Annotated in this window: 16 protein-coding genes; 1 reads left to right on the top strand and 15 read right to left on the bottom strand. The window is 36.5% G+C overall.

Features of this window, described 5'->3' with window-relative positions:
• Positions 1-13: 13 nt before the first annotated feature.
• The 9 genes from fabG to Q0977_RS00440 all read right to left on the bottom strand — a co-directional run bounded on the left by fabG (position 14) and on the right by Q0977_RS00440 (position 9,245).
• Positions 14-760, bottom strand: coding sequence for a 3-oxoacyl-[acyl-carrier-protein] reductase (gene fabG / locus Q0977_RS00480; protein ID WP_124217230.1), 747 nt, complete (start codon positions 758-760; stop codon positions 14-16).
• Positions 761-1,705 (bottom strand): ACP S-malonyltransferase, encoded by a 945-nt coding sequence (gene fabD / locus Q0977_RS00475; protein WP_299509541.1) that lies wholly within the window; start codon positions 1,703-1,705, stop codon positions 761-763.
• A gap of 35 nt (positions 1,706-1,740) precedes the next feature.
• Positions 1,741-2,739 (bottom strand): phosphate acyltransferase PlsX, encoded by a 999-nt coding sequence (gene plsX / locus Q0977_RS00470; RefSeq protein ID WP_119414251.1) that lies wholly within the window; start codon positions 2,737-2,739, stop codon positions 1,741-1,743.
• Positions 2,740-3,315: a transcription factor FapR gene (fapR, locus tag Q0977_RS00465; protein WP_119414250.1), complete on the bottom strand. Its 576-nt coding sequence runs from the start codon at positions 3,313-3,315 to the stop codon at positions 2,740-2,742.
• Between the two features lie 111 nt (positions 3,316-3,426).
• Positions 3,427-5,475: an ATP-dependent DNA helicase RecG gene (gene recG, locus Q0977_RS00460; protein WP_299510010.1), complete on the bottom strand. Its 2,049-nt coding sequence runs from the start codon at positions 5,473-5,475 to the stop codon at positions 3,427-3,429.
• Positions 5,465-6,361: an L-serine ammonia-lyase, iron-sulfur-dependent, subunit alpha gene (sdaAA, locus tag Q0977_RS00455; protein WP_299509537.1), complete on the bottom strand. Its 897-nt coding sequence runs from the start codon at positions 6,359-6,361 to the stop codon at positions 5,465-5,467. Before sdaAA ends, recG begins: the two co-directional genes overlap by 11 nt.
• Before the next feature lie 12 nt (positions 6,362-6,373).
• A complete protein-coding gene (sdaAB, locus tag Q0977_RS00450; RefSeq protein WP_299509535.1) occupies positions 6,374-7,036 on the bottom strand; it encodes an L-serine ammonia-lyase, iron-sulfur-dependent subunit beta in 663 nt (220 codons plus the stop codon).
• A 181-nt stretch (positions 7,037-7,217) separates the two neighbouring features.
• Entirely contained in the window at positions 7,218-8,864 is a 1,647-nt protein-coding gene (locus tag Q0977_RS00445; RefSeq protein ID WP_119414247.1) for a DAK2 domain-containing protein, read from the bottom strand.
• A gap of 18 nt (positions 8,865-8,882) precedes the next feature.
• Positions 8,883-9,245, bottom strand: coding sequence for an Asp23/Gls24 family envelope stress response protein (locus Q0977_RS00440; protein WP_119414246.1), 363 nt, complete (start codon positions 9,243-9,245; stop codon positions 8,883-8,885).
• Positions 9,246-9,473: 228 nt separating this feature from the next.
• Here Q0977_RS00440 and rpmB point away from each other — a divergent pair, with 228 nt between their 5' ends.
• Positions 9,474-9,662, top strand: coding sequence for a 50S ribosomal protein L28 (rpmB, locus tag Q0977_RS00435; RefSeq protein ID WP_102692702.1), 189 nt, complete (start codon positions 9,474-9,476; stop codon positions 9,660-9,662).
• Between the two features lie 35 nt (positions 9,663-9,697).
• Here rpmB and spoVM read toward each other — a convergent pair whose 3' ends face one another.
• From spoVM to Q0977_RS00405, 6 genes are read right to left on the bottom strand one after another with little or no spacing between them, the layout of a single operon-like run.
• Positions 9,698-9,838, bottom strand: coding sequence for a stage V sporulation protein SpoVM (gene spoVM / locus Q0977_RS00430; protein ID WP_233547996.1), 141 nt, complete (start codon positions 9,836-9,838; stop codon positions 9,698-9,700).
• Positions 9,839-9,842: 4 nt separating this feature from the next.
• Positions 9,843-10,505: a thiamine diphosphokinase gene (locus Q0977_RS00425; protein ID WP_299509525.1), complete on the bottom strand. Its 663-nt coding sequence runs from the start codon at positions 10,503-10,505 to the stop codon at positions 9,843-9,845.
• Positions 10,502-11,167 (bottom strand): ribulose-phosphate 3-epimerase, encoded by a 666-nt coding sequence (gene rpe / locus Q0977_RS00420; RefSeq protein ID WP_119414244.1) that lies wholly within the window; start codon positions 11,165-11,167, stop codon positions 10,502-10,504. Before rpe ends, Q0977_RS00425 begins: the two co-directional genes overlap by 4 nt.
• 3 nt (positions 11,168-11,170) lie before the next feature.
• A complete protein-coding gene (rsgA, locus tag Q0977_RS00415) occupies positions 11,171-12,052 on the bottom strand; it encodes a ribosome small subunit-dependent GTPase A (protein ID WP_299509521.1) in 882 nt (293 codons plus the stop codon).
• 23 nt (positions 12,053-12,075) lie between these two features.
• Positions 12,076-14,025 (bottom strand): Stk1 family PASTA domain-containing Ser/Thr kinase, encoded by a 1,950-nt coding sequence (pknB, locus tag Q0977_RS00410; RefSeq protein WP_119414242.1) that lies wholly within the window; start codon positions 14,023-14,025, stop codon positions 12,076-12,078.
• Between the two features lie 2 nt (positions 14,026-14,027).
• The gene (locus tag Q0977_RS00405) at positions 14,028-14,777 is read right to left on the bottom strand and encodes a Stp1/IreP family PP2C-type Ser/Thr phosphatase (RefSeq protein WP_119414241.1); all 750 of its coding nucleotides are present in this window, start codon (positions 14,775-14,777) and stop codon (positions 14,028-14,030) included.
• Positions 14,778-14,780 lie beyond the last annotated feature (3 nt).

The following is a 14,780-nucleotide window of genomic DNA, read 5'->3' as shown; positions in this document are numbered from 1 at the left end:
ACATACAAGACGTCTACATGACCATACCGCCATCTACATGAAGCGTTTGACCTGTCATATAGCTTGCTTCATCAGAGGCTAAAAATGCAACTACTTTTGCGACATCTTCTGGTTTACCTAATTTAGCTAGCGGAATTTGAGTAAGCATTTGTGCTTTAATCTGTTCAGGTAACTCTTCTGTCATTTCAGTATCTATAAATCCAGGAGCTACAGCATTGACGTAAATATTACGAGCTGCTAGTTCTTTCGCTGCTGTTTTAGTTAGGCCAATAACACCTGCTTTTGCTGCAACATAATTTGCTTGACCAGCATTCCCTGCAACTCCGACAATGGAAGCAATATTAACAATACGACCTGCACGTTGTTTCATCATTTGACGTGTAACAGCTTTAGTACATAGAAAGACACCTTTAAGATTCGTATTCATAACAGCATCCCAGTCTTCTTCTTTCATACGCATAAGTAAATTATCACGAGTAATGCCAGCATTATTTACTAAAATATCAAGTTTACCATAGTTTTCTATAGCTTGCTTCATCAAATTTGCAACAGCTTCTGCATCCGTTACATTCGCTTGAACTGCAATCGCAGAACCACCTGCATCCTCTATTTCAGATACAACTTCTTCTGCTTTTGTTTGACTACCACTATAGTTCACAACAACTTTAGCTCCTAGTTTAGCTAAGTGAAGTGCAATTGCACGTCCAATTCCTCTAGAGCCACCTGTAATAACAGCTACCTTATTCGTTAAATCTGCCAATTAAGACCACTCCTTTGCCGCTTCTATTAGTTGGTTGAATGTTGCTTCATCATAAACACAATATGTTTTCACTTTACGATCCACTTTTTTGACAAGTCCACTTAAAACTTTACCGGGACCACATTCAATAAAGACATCTACCCCTTCAGCAAGTAAAGTGCGGACTGAATCTTCCCATAGTACTGGAGAATACAATTGTTCAACTAATTGGTTTAGAATCACTGCCTTTGAAGTAACAGGTTGTGCATTAACATTAGCTATAACTGGTACATTAGCATCTTGCATATCAATTTTAGAGAGCATTTGTTGTAGCTTGCTAGCAGCAGGTCTCATTAGCTCGGAATGGAAAGGACCACTAACAACTAATGGAATAGCACGTCTAGCACCTACTTCTTTGGCTTTTTCAGAAGCCAATTCTACACCTTTAGCTGTTCCAGAAATAACAATTTGACCTGGACAGTTGAGATTGGCAAGCTGAACAATTTCCCCTTCAGCTGTAACACTATCAGTAACTTGTTTCAGTTCATCACGATTCAAGCCTAAAATGGCAGCCATTGCACCTTCGCCAGCGGGTACTGCTTCATTCATATAAATACCACGATTATGTACAGCTTGTACCCCATCCGCAAAGGTCATAACACCTGAAGTAACAATTGCAGCATATTCACCTAAGCTATGTCCAGCAGTAAAATCTGGTGTAATCCCAGCTTTTTTTAACTTTTCAGCGATCATAACACCAGTGGTTAATAATGCTGGTTGCGCATGGTAAGTTAGTGTTAAGTCTTCTTGAGGACCTTCTAACATTAACTTCGATAATTCAATCCCTAAAAGTTGATCTGCTTGATCATAAAATTCCTTACACGCAGATTCCTGAGAAATAAATTCTTGACCCATTCCTACAGTTTGTGAACCTTGCCCTGGAAAAATAAAAGCAATTTTCGTCATTTTACATTCCCCTTTGTATAACAACATTAAAAAAGTTATTGTTCATTTTGTTTAGATTTCATAATGGTTGCATCGATTGTTGGAATAACATTATAGTCGACCATTTTGCGTGCTTGACGAATTGCACTTGCAAAAGCTCTTGCATTAGAAGAACCATGTGCTTTAATCACCGGTGCTTTTAAGCCAAACAATGCTGCACCACCGTACTCTGTGTAATCCATTTTATTTTTAAGATTTTTCAAATCATTTTTCATCATCAATGCTGCGACTTTTGATTTTGTGGAAGACATAAAAGCTTCTTTCATCATTTTAAAAATAGCGCCTGCTGTTCCTTCAATGGTTTTTAATACCATATTACCTGTAAAACCATCCGTTACGACTACATCAGCAGCATGATTTAATAATTCTCGTGCCTCTACATTTCCGATAAAATTCACTGGCGCATCTTTTAATAAAGTGAAAGCATGTTTTGCTAGGTCATTGCCTTTTTTATCTTCAGTACCAATATTCAACAAACCTACTGTTGGATTTTGAATACCACGTACTTGTTTTGCATAAATGCTTCCCATTATAGCATATTGCACTAGATTTTCCGGCTTTGCATCTGCATTAGAGCCCAGGTCCAACATATCAAAACCACTACCATCTAACGTAGGTAATGTTGTTGAAAGCGCTGGACGGTCAATACCATCAATACGATGCACAATAAATAATCCAGATGCCATTAAAGCACCCGTATTCCCTGCTGAAATACAAGCTTCTGCTTCACCATCTGCAACAGCTTGAGCCATTTTCACCATTGATGCATCCTTTTTACGTCGTACTGCACGAACAGGCTCATCTGTTCCTTCAATTTCTTCTTGGCAATCTATAATTGTAATACGATTCATATCTTTTAAAAATGGTTGCATTTTTTCTTTTGAACCATATAGTAAAACTTCTAAATCTTTGTTTTCTTCAAGTGCTTCATATACACCATCGATTATGGCTTGAGGTGCGTTGTCCCCACCCATACCATCAACTGCTAATTTCATTTACTTTTCACCTTTACCTTTCGTTCGATACATCTCAAATTGTCCCGTAAAAACTGTATTTCCATCTACTGTAGAGGTAACGGTGACGAACGTACGATTTTTTTCATTATCTTTTCCTGTAACCACGGCTTTAGATACTACGCGTTGCCCTGCTTTTACTGGTTTCAAAAAATGAATGTCAGAATGGACTGTTAATGCAAGATCATCATCAATAACGGCTACTGCTAAAGAATTCGCTTGGGCGAACAAGTGATGTCCTCTTGCAATGCGGTTTCTTTGAAAGACATGTTCTTCCCCAACATCAAAAATAGATAACGCACGTTCATCCAATTCAATATCGATAATTTCTCCAATAACTTCATCTATAGGTAAGGTTTTAACTTCATTTTCAAAATTATTGGCGGCTACATCCTTAATCCGTTCACGCAATTCTGGAATGGATAACTCCATACGATCAAGTCTAATCGTCTGAACACTAACATTAAACTTTGTAGCAAGCTGTTCATCTGTGACGAATGGGTTTTCTTGAATCGTTTGCTGCAATAATAGTTGTCGTTCTTTCTTTGAGTACTTCATATTATTCTTCGTCGCCCCTTAATATTAGCACTTGGTACTAATATCAGTATATAAATATAAAAAAGAGAATGCAAGTGTTGTTTTTCAAAACAGCTTTGCATCCCCCCACTTTTAATCAATTCTTTCGCCATCAAGAGCACCCGATGAAGCAAGATATTCTCGTAAAGCTTTATATTCTTCACTTCGCCAAAATTCAGGTGATTCAATAAGTTTCACTGCATCTTGCCTTGCTACTTCTAACGCTCTATAATCGTGGACTAAATCAGCCATTTTAAATTCCGGTAAGCCACTTTGTTTTTTTCCAAAAAAATCACCAGGTCCACGGAGTTCTAAATCCTTTTCCGCTAAACGGAAACCATCATTCGTTTCCGTCATAGAAATCATACGCTCTTTACCCTCTTCACTTTTCGGATCTGCAATAAGTATGCAGTAAGATTGATGATTTCCCCGTCCTACTCGACCTCGTAATTGATGAAGTTGAGCTAAACCAAATCGCTCAGCATCATATATTACCATAAATGTTGCATTTGGAACATTTACCCCTACTTCTACAACAGTTGTAGAAACGAGAACATCTAGTCTTCCTTCACTAAAAGCACGCATTACCTCATCTTTCTCATTTGCGGGTAAACGTCCATGCATAAGACCTATTTTGAATTTATTTTTATAAATAGTTGAAAGTTGTTGATAAACATCTACTGCATTTTGCACATCAAGCTTATCTGATTCTTCAATGAGCGGACAAATAATATAAGCTTGACGACCATTGGCAAGTTCTTTCGCCATTCGGGTTAACACTTGATTGAATTGTTCACTTTTTACCCAATGAGTTTCAATTTTCTTTCTTCCTGCTGGCATTTCATCAATGATTGAAACGTCCATTTCTCCAAATGCTGTAATCGATAATGTACGCGGAATAGGCGTTGCGGTCATAAAAAGCACATCCGGATTTTCCCCTTTTTCACGCAAAACTCTGCGTTGCTCGACCCCAAAACGATGTTGTTCGTCAGTTATAACAAACCCTAATTTTTTAAATGATACATCCGGTTGTATCAATGCATGTGTTCCAACAAGAATATCAATGTCTCCATTTGATACTCTCTCTAACAACTCTCTTCTTGCCTTTCCCTTAACCGATCCGGACAATAATGCAACCTTGACACCAAAAGGATGCAACCATTCATCAAGTGATGCTGCATGTTGTTCTGCTAAAATTTCAGTTGGCGCCATTAATGCACCTTGAAATCCAGCTGTAACTGAGGAATACAATCCTATTGCTGCCACCACAGTTTTCCCAGATCCTACATCCCCTTGCAATAATCGATTCATGCGTTGGGGGATTAGTAAATCACGTGATATTTCATTGACAACACGTTTTTGGGCATTTGTTAACTCGTATGGTAAAGAACTGATGAATTCACGAACCTTTTCTAAATCATATTGAATGATAATACCATGTTCTTGCTCTCTCCGAGTTTTTCTTAATGCTTGAATTTTCAACTGGAATTGTAACAGCTCTTCGTAAACAAATCTTCGACGTGCTTGTTTTGCATGATTTGCATCTTTTGGAAAATGAACACCTTCTAAAGCATCTGAAAGGGGCAGTAATTTATACTCATTTCTTAACTGTTCAGGTAAAGTCTCTGGAAGCTGATTTTTTGATAAATCCAAGGCTTGACGGATAAATTGGCGGAATTTTTTTTGAGTCAACTTACCCTTTAAACTATATACTGGTTCAAAATCTGCCTGATCTGTTTTAGGGCCAAATGACACATTACTTCCATTTATGATTTGACGGCCCCTATCCCATTTACCTGTTACGGTTACAATGGTACCGAGTGTTAATTTACTTCGTAAATATCCTTGATTGAAAAAAACAACTTTTATCAAATGTCGTCCAACCAACATACGTACTTGTAAGCGTGATTTATTTTTACCTAAATAAAGAACAGTTGGTTCACTTTCGATACGTCCTTCTACTGTAACTCTTTCATTGTGTGGTGTTTCTGCTAAATCTTTTAGACGAAAATCTTCATGACGATACGGAAACGTTAATATCAAATCTTTTATCGTTGCAATGCCCATCAAACTTAATGTATCAGCAGATGTTTTCCCAACACCTTTTAAATCAGTTACTGAATCCAGTAGGTTAGTCACGATGTAACACGGCCCCACCAAAAATCTTCGCTTGAATTGCCTTAGCTGTTGGTGTTGCTGCTAATCCACCTTGTGCGGTTTCCTTTAAAGCTACAGGCATTGTTTGACCAATACGGAACATTGCACCGATTACTTCGTCTGTTGGAATACGACTCGTGATACCTGCCAATGCCATATCTGCTGCTACCATAGCATTTGCAGCTCCCATTGCATTTCTCTTAACACAAGGAACCTCCACTAATCCTGCTACCGGATCACATACAAGACCAAGCATATTTTTAAGTGAAATTGCAAATGCATGTGAACTTTGAGAAGGTGTACCGCCAGCCATTTCAACAATGGATGCAGCAGCCATCGCAGCTGCCGAACCTACTTCAGCTTGACAGCCACCAGCTGCACCTGAAATAGATGCATTATTAGCTACAACAAAACCGAAAGCACCTGCAGTAAACAAATATCGAATCATTTGTTCTCTTGTAGGATTCAATTTATTTTTCACGGCAAAAAGTGTACCTGGTACAACTCCTGCAGAACCTGCAGTGGGTGTTGCACAAATTGTTCCCATGGCTGCATTGACTTCGTTTGTAGCAACAGCTTTACTGACAGCGTCTAGTAAAAGATTTCCTGAAAATCCTTTACCTGATTGTATATATTTTTGTAATAATACGGCATCTCCACCTGTTAAACCTGTTACGGAACGTACTCCTTTTAAACCTCTTTCAACAGCCTCTTCCATGACAGTAAGATTTCGAGACATTTGTTCCATTATTTCATCTCGGCTTCTTTCTGACATTAAAATTTCTTGTTCGATCATAATTTCTGAAATGAGTTTATTTTCTGTTTCTGCACGTTCTACCAATTCTCTAACATTACGAAATAATACTTCCATTTTTTATACCTCCTAGTTTTTAATACGAGTCACTTTCGTAATATTAGGAAGATTTTCGATTTCTCCTAAAATAGCATGTTCGATATTTTGATCTACTTCTATGACCATTAATGCCATATTTCCTCGTTCTTTACGTGACACTTCCATATGACCAATATTAATATTATGTTTTGCAAGGCAATTAGCTACATTGGCGATACAACCAGCTCTGTCATCGTGTACTACTAAGATTGCTGGCATGCCTCCTGATAATCGAAGTGGGAATCCGTTAAGTTCAGTAATTTCAATCGCACCACCACCAATTGAAATACCAACCATTGACATTTCCATATCATCATCACCAATTACGATTCTTGCTGTATTTGGATGCTCTGTATGATCTGTTTCAGGTATGAATTCAAAAGTTAATCCTGCCTCTGCTGCTTCTTTAAATGCAGTCTTAATTCTTTCATCGTAAGTATCATAATCCAGTAATCCACCGATTATTGCTACATCAGTTCCATGTCCCTTATACGTCTCCGCAAAAGAACCATACAAGTGGATTTTAGCCCATTTAGGTTGACGTCCAAATAAATCTCTGGCAACGCGACCAATTCGAGCCGCACCAGCAGTATGTGATGAAGAAGGACCAATCATGACCGGACCGATAATATCAAAAACGGATGTAAATTTCATAATTTCTCCCCACGCATTTCTAGTAATATTCAAAACTTATCTTACACGAATATTCTCATATAACCAAACATTTTAGTCTTTTTCTATTTGACCTCAAACAAGCTATATATAGAAAAACGGCCAAGATTTTTTTCTTAGCCGTTTTACATAGGTTGTTATGATTAATAATTCTAATTGTGACTTATTCTACAGAAATGATATAAGGATATAATGGTTGTTTCCCATCATGTACCTCTACTTCTACATCTGGATATTTTTGTTCTATAAATTCAACATATTCATCAACAGTTTGCTTTTCAACGTCTTCGCCGTATAGTACTGTGACAATTTCTGAATCTTCATCAACCATATCGCTTACTAATATTTCAGAAGCGACTTTTAAAGAAGGTGTAGCTTGGATAATTTGCCCTTCTTTAATAGCCATGAAATCATTTTTGTGAATTTCTACTCCATCAATTGAAGTATCACGTACTGCAAATGTAATTTGTCCTGATTTAACATTTGCATATGCAGCTGTCATATGTTTTTTGTTTTCCTCAACTGATAGCTCTGGGTTGAATGCAAGAATTGCAGACATACCTTGTGGAATTGTTTTTGTTGGTACAACAGCAGCCTCAATATCTAATAATTCAGTTGCTTGTTCAGCTGCCATTACTATATTTTTATTATTTGGTAAGATTAATACTTTTTCTGCCCCTACTTCTTTAATAGCATTGACAATATCTTCTGTAGAAGGGTTCATTGTTTGACCGCCTTCTATCACATATGATGCGCCAACACTTTCTAGAAGTTGTGCAACACCTTCACCCATTGCTACTGTTACGATTGCATATGGTTGTTTTTTCACTTCTTTTTTGGCTACTTTATGATCTTCTCCAACGATTGCTGTATGTTGAAGACGCATGTTATCTACTTTAACTTTTACTAAACTACCATATTGTTGACCATAAGAGATAACTTTCCCTGGTGTTTCAGAGTGAACGTGGATTTTCACCACTTCATCATCAGAAATAACTAGTAGTGAATCACCGAAGTGGCTCATATCTTCTCGGAATTCTGATTCATTAAATGGTTTTTTATCGTCTTCAAAACGCACCATAAATTCTGTACAGTATCCATAGACGATTTCAGAAGTATCCATAAAATCTTGCGCTTTATGATGTTCTGCATTTACTAAATCATCGATTGAATCTATTTTCGTTGGAGCAGGAATTGCTTCACCTTTTAAGGATGCTGCAAAGCCTTCATATACAAAGACTAAACCTTGGCCACCACTATCAACCACTCCTACTTCTTTCAGTACTGGTAATAGGTCAGGTGTTTTAGCTAGCGCTTCTTTTGCTGCAGCTAAAGTTTGTTCCATAATAACAACAATATCTTCTTCTGTTTTTGCAACTTCCACTGCTTTTTCAGCAGCAACACGTGCAACTGTAAGAATTGTTCCTTCAACAGGTTTCATAACGGCTTTATAAGCTGTTTCTACCCCACTTTGAAATGCTTGCGCAAATTTTACTGCATCTAATTCAGTTTCTTTTTCGACAGCTTTACCAAATCCGCGGAATAATTGAGATAATATAACACCTGAATTACCTCGTGCTCCCATTAGCAATCCTTTTGATAATGCTTGCGCTGTCTTTCCAATGTTTGCTACCTTGTTAGCAGCAGTTTCTTTTGCACCTGATGTCATCGATAAATTCATATTCGTTCCTGTATCTCCATCAGGTACAGGGAATACATTTAACGAATCAACATATTCCGCATTTTGAGCTAAATGGCTTGAACCAGCTTGTACCATTTCCGCGAATTTAATCCCGTCTAACGACTTCATTTGAATAAGTTCCTCCTCTTACACGTTCGCTACGCGAACACCTTGCACGTAGATATTAACAGATTTAACTGCCATTCCTAATGTTTTATCTAGTGTATATTTTACTTTTGATTGTACTTGATAGGCTACTTCTGAAATTTTAGTTCCGTAACTAATAATGACATACATATCGATATGTAAATCTTCACCATCTTGACGAACGATTACTCCTTTTGCGAAATTCTCCTTACGAAGAATATCTGTTAAGCCATCACGAATTTGGTGTTTACTTGCCATACCGACGATGCCATAGCATTCAATCGCTGCTCCACCTGCTATTTGTGCAACAACATCATTAGAGATATCAATACTACCGAATTCATTTTTCAATTCTACTGACATTAGAATGCCTCCTGATTTCTTTTTGACTATCTCTTATTGTACTATACAAATTTTGATTATAAAAGAAAACCTATCAATTCGTCTACATTTAGACTGTAAAGGTTTTTTTCTTGAAAGTCTATCAAAATCAGTTGCATTAGGTAAAAGTGTGTGTTAAATTATTAAAGTATGTGAAATACCGAAGTGAAATCATGAATCTTTCAACTTCTTTATGAGGAGGGAAATAATATGCCAAAAAAATGTGTCATTACTGGACGTAAAGCTGTGTCTGGTAACAACCGTTCTCACGCAATGAATGCTAACAAACGTACTTGGGGCGCAAACCTTCAAAAAGTTCGTATTTTAGTAAACGGCAAACCAAAACGTGTATGGGTTTCTGCTCGTGCATTAAAATCAGGTAAAGTTGAACGCGTTTAATCCGTTCTTCCAAATAAAACGCCAAGTTGAAGTTATCAACTTGGCGTTTTTTCGTTTCCTTTTTTCTTTCTAGTAGCTGTTTTTTTAGGACCTGCAGGATCATTTGAAACCATCTGTAAACAAAATCGGGCAAAATTGCTAACTACTTTTGGTAATTGAAATGTGTATACTTTCAACTGGTCACTCCTTATCATCAATACTTCTTATCATTAAACATATGCCACTAGAAAATGAAATAGACGCATAATCGCCTACTATTTCATTACTTGTAAATCGAGTAGTCCCTATATCAATGACTTCATCTGTCGTTTCATAAAAAACATTTCGTAATGTTACATTTCTCACGACATCACCAAATGCAAAAAACGAAAGATATTTGAAATAGTGATCTGATACTATCTTATGTTCTCCAGGCCACAAAAATTGCAAACAATTAAAATTATTTATTATTTTTATTTCAATAGATGGATACATTTTTTGAACACGATATAAAATGTGTAAATTTGCTTCGTAATGGTCGAGTCTTCCACCTGTAACACCTGTTAAAAGAATCTCAGTCGGATTGAATTCTAATGCTTTCAATAGCGCTAGTTCTGTATCTGTTTCATCTTTTTCAGGTTTATGGCGTTGTATATTTGGTACGCGCTCATGAACCAATTGCCACTCTTCATTCGTTAATGAATCGAAGTCACCTACTGCTAAATCTGGAATAATCCCTCTATTCAACAAATAAACAGCTCCGTGATCAGCTCCGATAAATTTAACATCTTGGAAAGAAAAGAGGAAATCGTTCGATACGACTTCCTCCTCTGGACCTCCAGCACATATTATGACAACAGTCATCGTATAGACTGTTCTCCTGCCTCTAGAATGCTTTGTAATGCTTCTTTACGATTTTCTTTACCATAAATCGCAGAACCTGCTACAAAGATTGTAGCACCTGCTTGAGCGCATGGCACGATGGTTTCTGTGTTAATACCGCCATCTATTTCTATTTCCACATTTACATCCTTTTCTTTAATCAAAGCTGAAAGTTCTGCTATCTTTGGTACAACAGAATGAATGAATTTTTGTCCACCAAAACCAGGATTGACTGTCATTAATAATACTAAGTCAACATCTTCTAAAATATGTTTAATGGATTCAATTGGTGTATGTGGATTTAACACAACTCCAGGTTTCACTCCGAAAGAACGAATTAGCTGAATTGTTCGATGCAAATGACGGCATGCTTCAACATGAACAGTAATATAGTTTGCACCAGCTTTTGCAAAATCCTCTATATATTGATCTGGATTTTCAATCATTAAATGGACATCTAACGGAAGATTGGTTATTGGGCGCAATGCTTCTACAACAATTGGTCCCATAGTAATATTAGGTACAAAGTGGCCATCCATGACATCAATATGGATTAACTTAGCTCCTGCTTCTTCTACTTCTTTTACTTCATCTGCTAATTTTGAAAAATTAGCAGCTAAAATAGATGGTGCAATTTGAATCATAGTTTAGTACCTCGGCTTTCTATCAATAATTTCTTGTAAGAATTGTAGATAATGATCATAACGATATTGTTCTACTTTTTTCTCTTCTACGGCTTTTTTTACTGCACATTTTGGTTCTTTTAAGTGCAAGCAGCCTCGAAATTTACAACTTTCCGATAATACAAAAAGCTCAGGGAAACATTGAGTTAATTCTTCTTTTTCTATTCTATCAAAGTCAAATGAGCTAAAACCAGGAGTATCAGCTATTAACCCTCCAGCTATTTCAATTAGCTCTACATGACGAGTTGTATGCTTTCCTCGACCAAGCGCTTCGGATATAATCCCCGTTTTTAGTTCTAGTTCTGGCATTAGTGTATTAAGTAATGTAGATTTACCAACACCTGATTGTCCCGCTAAAACAGTTAATTTACTTTGTAATAAAGGTATCATTTTAGTTAGTAAATTCGGGTCATCTTTATATGTCTCGATTATTCTATAACCAATTGCTTCATAATTGGCTTTATATTTTTCAATCTCTTGTAGTTCTTTTTCAGATAGTAAATCCGTTTTCGTCAAACAAATGATTGGATGCACTTGAAAGGATTCTAAAACCACTAAAAAACGATCCAGTAAAATCGGGTTAAATGCAGGTTTTTTCGTTGAAAATACAAGGATTGCTTGGTCAATATTTGCAACAGGAGGACGTACAAGTTCATTTTTACGTTCTAAAATAGCAGTAATTGTACCATCATTATTTCCTTCAACTTCATATTCTACATAATCTCCTACTAGAGGTGTTATTCCCTTATTACGGAAGACTCCGCGCCCCCGACATTGAATCAGTTGTTCACCATCTTGGACATAATAAAAGCCACTTAAAGCTTTTCTGATTTGGCCTTTTGGCATGTCCTACCTCCTTATTTTAGAATTTAATATGCTACCTTTTCATTAATGATTACTTTACCATCACGCTCTACTTTGTATCTAGCCTCTTGCCCTTCTTCAATTTGAAGTTGAATCCTTTTCTGCTGAGTAGAATATAATTGAAATTCTTGTTCCACATCTTTAATTGAACGTGTATGGTCTTGAATATATATTCTTACCTGTTGAGGTTCACCTTCAACTTCTGGTTCGTAAGGAATCACTACAGATTTAACAAACAATTTAAGAGGTTTTGGTTCTTTTCCTTTTGATAGAACGACATCGATTTTACTACCTATAGCAACTTTTGTCCCTGCTTTTGGCGTTTGAGAAATAACTTGTCCTTTCGGAACGGTCTCTGAATATTCATCGCTTCCAATATGAATATTAAACCCTGAGGTTTTTGCATAAGAATCTAATGCTGTTTTGTCATATCCAAGTAAACTTGCAACTAATTCCTGTTCAACACCTTTACTTATTGTTAGGGTGACTGTCGTGTCTTTTGCTATAACACTTTCCCCTTCTTTAGGAGATTGTTGAATAATTGTCCCTTCAGTTTCATCGGAATAAGATTCTTTAACATTCACATTAAAGCCTTGCTTTTCAAGTAGTTGTTTTACTTGTGTAATATCCTTGCCAACATAATTAGTAATTTCCGTTTTTTTCGGTCCTTCGCTAATAGTTAAGTCAATCTCTGTTCCTTTCGTTCGTTCTTTCCCCGCTACAGGATTTGTCGAAATAATTTTATCTTCTTTAATGTCATCTGAATTTTGCTTTGTTTGGTCCCCGATAACAAATCCTGCATTTTCTAAAGTGCGGATTGCTTTGTCTACGTTTTGATTCGTTACATCTGGTACTTCATATCTTTTTTCAGAAAATAAATCTGGATATAAAAATAATACAATTAGAAAAACAAGTAAAAGACTAAGTAACAATCCTACAAAGATTAAAACTTTGTTTTTTCTTTTTCCTTTTTTCTCTTTTTTTTCATCATTGTACGAATCTTTTTCTTTTATAGGAATAGCTTTTGTCTTTTCTAAATCTTGTATGCTGTCAATTTCAGCTTCTTTTATAACAGGAATAAGCTTCGTCGCATCCTCATCGAAAGGTGGGATGAATTTTGTTTCATGACTTCTTTCATCAGATAAAACCGTTTCTAGATCTTCTTTCATCTCTTCAACTGATAAGTAACGATGAAGCGGATCTTTAGCAGTAGCTTTCAAGACCACATTTTCTAAACTTTGAGGTATTGATGGGACTATAGATCGTACAGAAGGTGTATCTGATTGTAAGTGTTTCAATGCAATTGCAACAGCAGATTCCCCAGAAAAAGGTAGTTCGCCTGTCAATAACTCATAAAGAACAATTCCTAAAGAATAAATATCAGATTTTTTTGTTGCGGTACCACCACGTGCTTGTTCTGGAGATAAGTAGTGTACTGTTCCTAAAACTGAATTGGTTCTTGTAAAGGAAGTATCCTCCAAAGCCATTGCAATACCAAAATCAGTAATTTTCACATTGCCAGATTCGTCCATTAAAATATTCTGTGGCTTAATATCTCTATGAATAATTTGATTTTGATGTGCGCTTGCAATTGCTGAAGTCAATTGTTTCATGATATTCACACATTTAACAGGGGCTAGTGGGGCGTATTTTTGTATGTATTGTTTTAATGTCTGCCCTTTCACGTATTCCATGACTAAATAATGCATATCCCCGTCTTCACCAACATCATAAATACTAACAATATTCGGATGTGTAAGACTAGTGGCTGATAAAGCCTCTCGTTGAAAACGTCGATGCATCTCTTGTTCATTTGAAAAATTATAATGCAATACTTTAATCGCAACATCGCGATCTAAAATCATATCATGTGCTAAGTAGACATTTGACATTCCACCGCCACCAATGACGTCAAGAATTTTATAACGTCCACTGATTCTTTTTCCAACGAGCATCCTTACACCTCCTCAATGTCTTTTGATAGCAGGATGAGTGTAATGTTGTCCTCTCCACCATTATCATTAGCTAATTGCACAAGTTGGCTACCTTTCTCTTGAAGGGTAGCTGAACTCATTATTATATTGTGCATTTCAATATTTGATATTTTGTTGCTTAGACCATCCGAGCAAATTAACATAAATGAATCGTCAAGAATCTCAACTTTATAGCTATCTGGTTCGATAGTAGATTCTGTTCCTAATGATTTAATAATATAGTTTTTCTTTGGATGACTTTCAGCCTCTTCCTCACTAATTTCACCGTTATCTACGAGAATATTGACATACGAGTGATCTCTAGTGACAAGGCGATTCTCTTCTTTAGTAACAAAGTAAACACGACTGTCACCTACATGACAAATAGTCGCATCATTTCCATTAAAAAGAACAGCAATAAGTGTAGTACCCATACCTTGGCAATCTTCATGTGTTAACGAGTATTGATAAAGTATTTTGTTAAGTTCTTTTACTGTTGAAACCAACCATTCTTCAATTGATTCATTTGTTTCAAAACGGGCTTTATCCGCCTTTAAAAATAACTCTTCAAAATGTGTAACAGCCATACGACTTGCAACATCACCTGCATTATGACCACCCATACCATCTGCTACAATAGCCAGTTGGTATGAGTCATCACGCGAGATAAAAGTTGCTGAATCTTCATTTACTGCTCTTTTCTTTCCAATATCACTTACAACAGTATATCTCACAAC

Source organism: uncultured Rummeliibacillus sp. (assembly GCF_934216135.1).
In the GTDB taxonomy this organism is placed as follows: Bacteria; Bacillota; Bacilli; order Bacillales_A; family Planococcaceae; genus Rummeliibacillus.
Note: the sequence above shows the minus strand (reverse complement) of the source record. Positions and strands in the feature narration are given on the sequence as shown.

What these genes read in the sequence shown, in the direction of transcription:
- fabD (WP_299509541.1), bottom strand. Translation starts at nt 1,705, where the DNA reads ATGACGAAAATTGCTTTTATTTTTCCAGGGCAAGGTTCACAAACTGTA.
- plsX (WP_119414251.1), bottom strand. Translation starts at nt 2,739, where the DNA reads ATGAAATTAGCAGTTGATGGTATGGGTGGGGACAACGCACCTCAAGCC.
- fapR (WP_119414250.1), bottom strand. Translation starts at nt 3,315, where the DNA reads ATGAAGTACTCAAAGAAAGAACGACAACTATTATTGCAGCAAACGATT.
- sdaAA (WP_299509537.1), bottom strand. Translation starts at nt 6,361, where the DNA reads ATGGAAGTATTATTTCGTAATGTTAGAGAATTGGTAGAACGTGCAGAA.
- sdaAB (WP_299509535.1), bottom strand. Translation starts at nt 7,036, where the DNA reads ATGAAATTTACATCCGTTTTTGATATTATCGGTCCGGTCATGATTGGT.
- Q0977_RS00445 (WP_119414247.1), bottom strand. Translation starts at nt 8,864, where the DNA reads ATGAAGTCGTTAGACGGGATTAAATTCGCGGAAATGGTACAAGCTGGT.
- Q0977_RS00440 (WP_119414246.1), bottom strand. Translation starts at nt 9,245, where the DNA reads ATGTCAGTAGAATTGAAAAATGAATTCGGTAGTATTGATATCTCTAAT.
- rpmB (WP_102692702.1), top strand. Translation starts at nt 9,474, where the DNA reads ATGCCAAAAAAATGTGTCATTACTGGACGTAAAGCTGTGTCTGGTAAC.
- Q0977_RS00425 (WP_299509525.1), bottom strand. Translation starts at nt 10,505, where the DNA reads ATGACTGTTGTCATAATATGTGCTGGAGGTCCAGAGGAGGAAGTCGTA.
- rpe (WP_119414244.1), bottom strand. Translation starts at nt 11,167, where the DNA reads ATGATTCAAATTGCACCATCTATTTTAGCTGCTAATTTTTCAAAATTA.
- rsgA (WP_299509521.1), bottom strand. Translation starts at nt 12,052, where the DNA reads ATGCCAAAAGGCCAAATCAGAAAAGCTTTAAGTGGCTTTTATTATGTC.
- pknB (WP_119414242.1), bottom strand. Translation starts at nt 14,025, where the DNA reads ATGCTCGTTGGAAAAAGAATCAGTGGACGTTATAAAATTCTTGACGTC.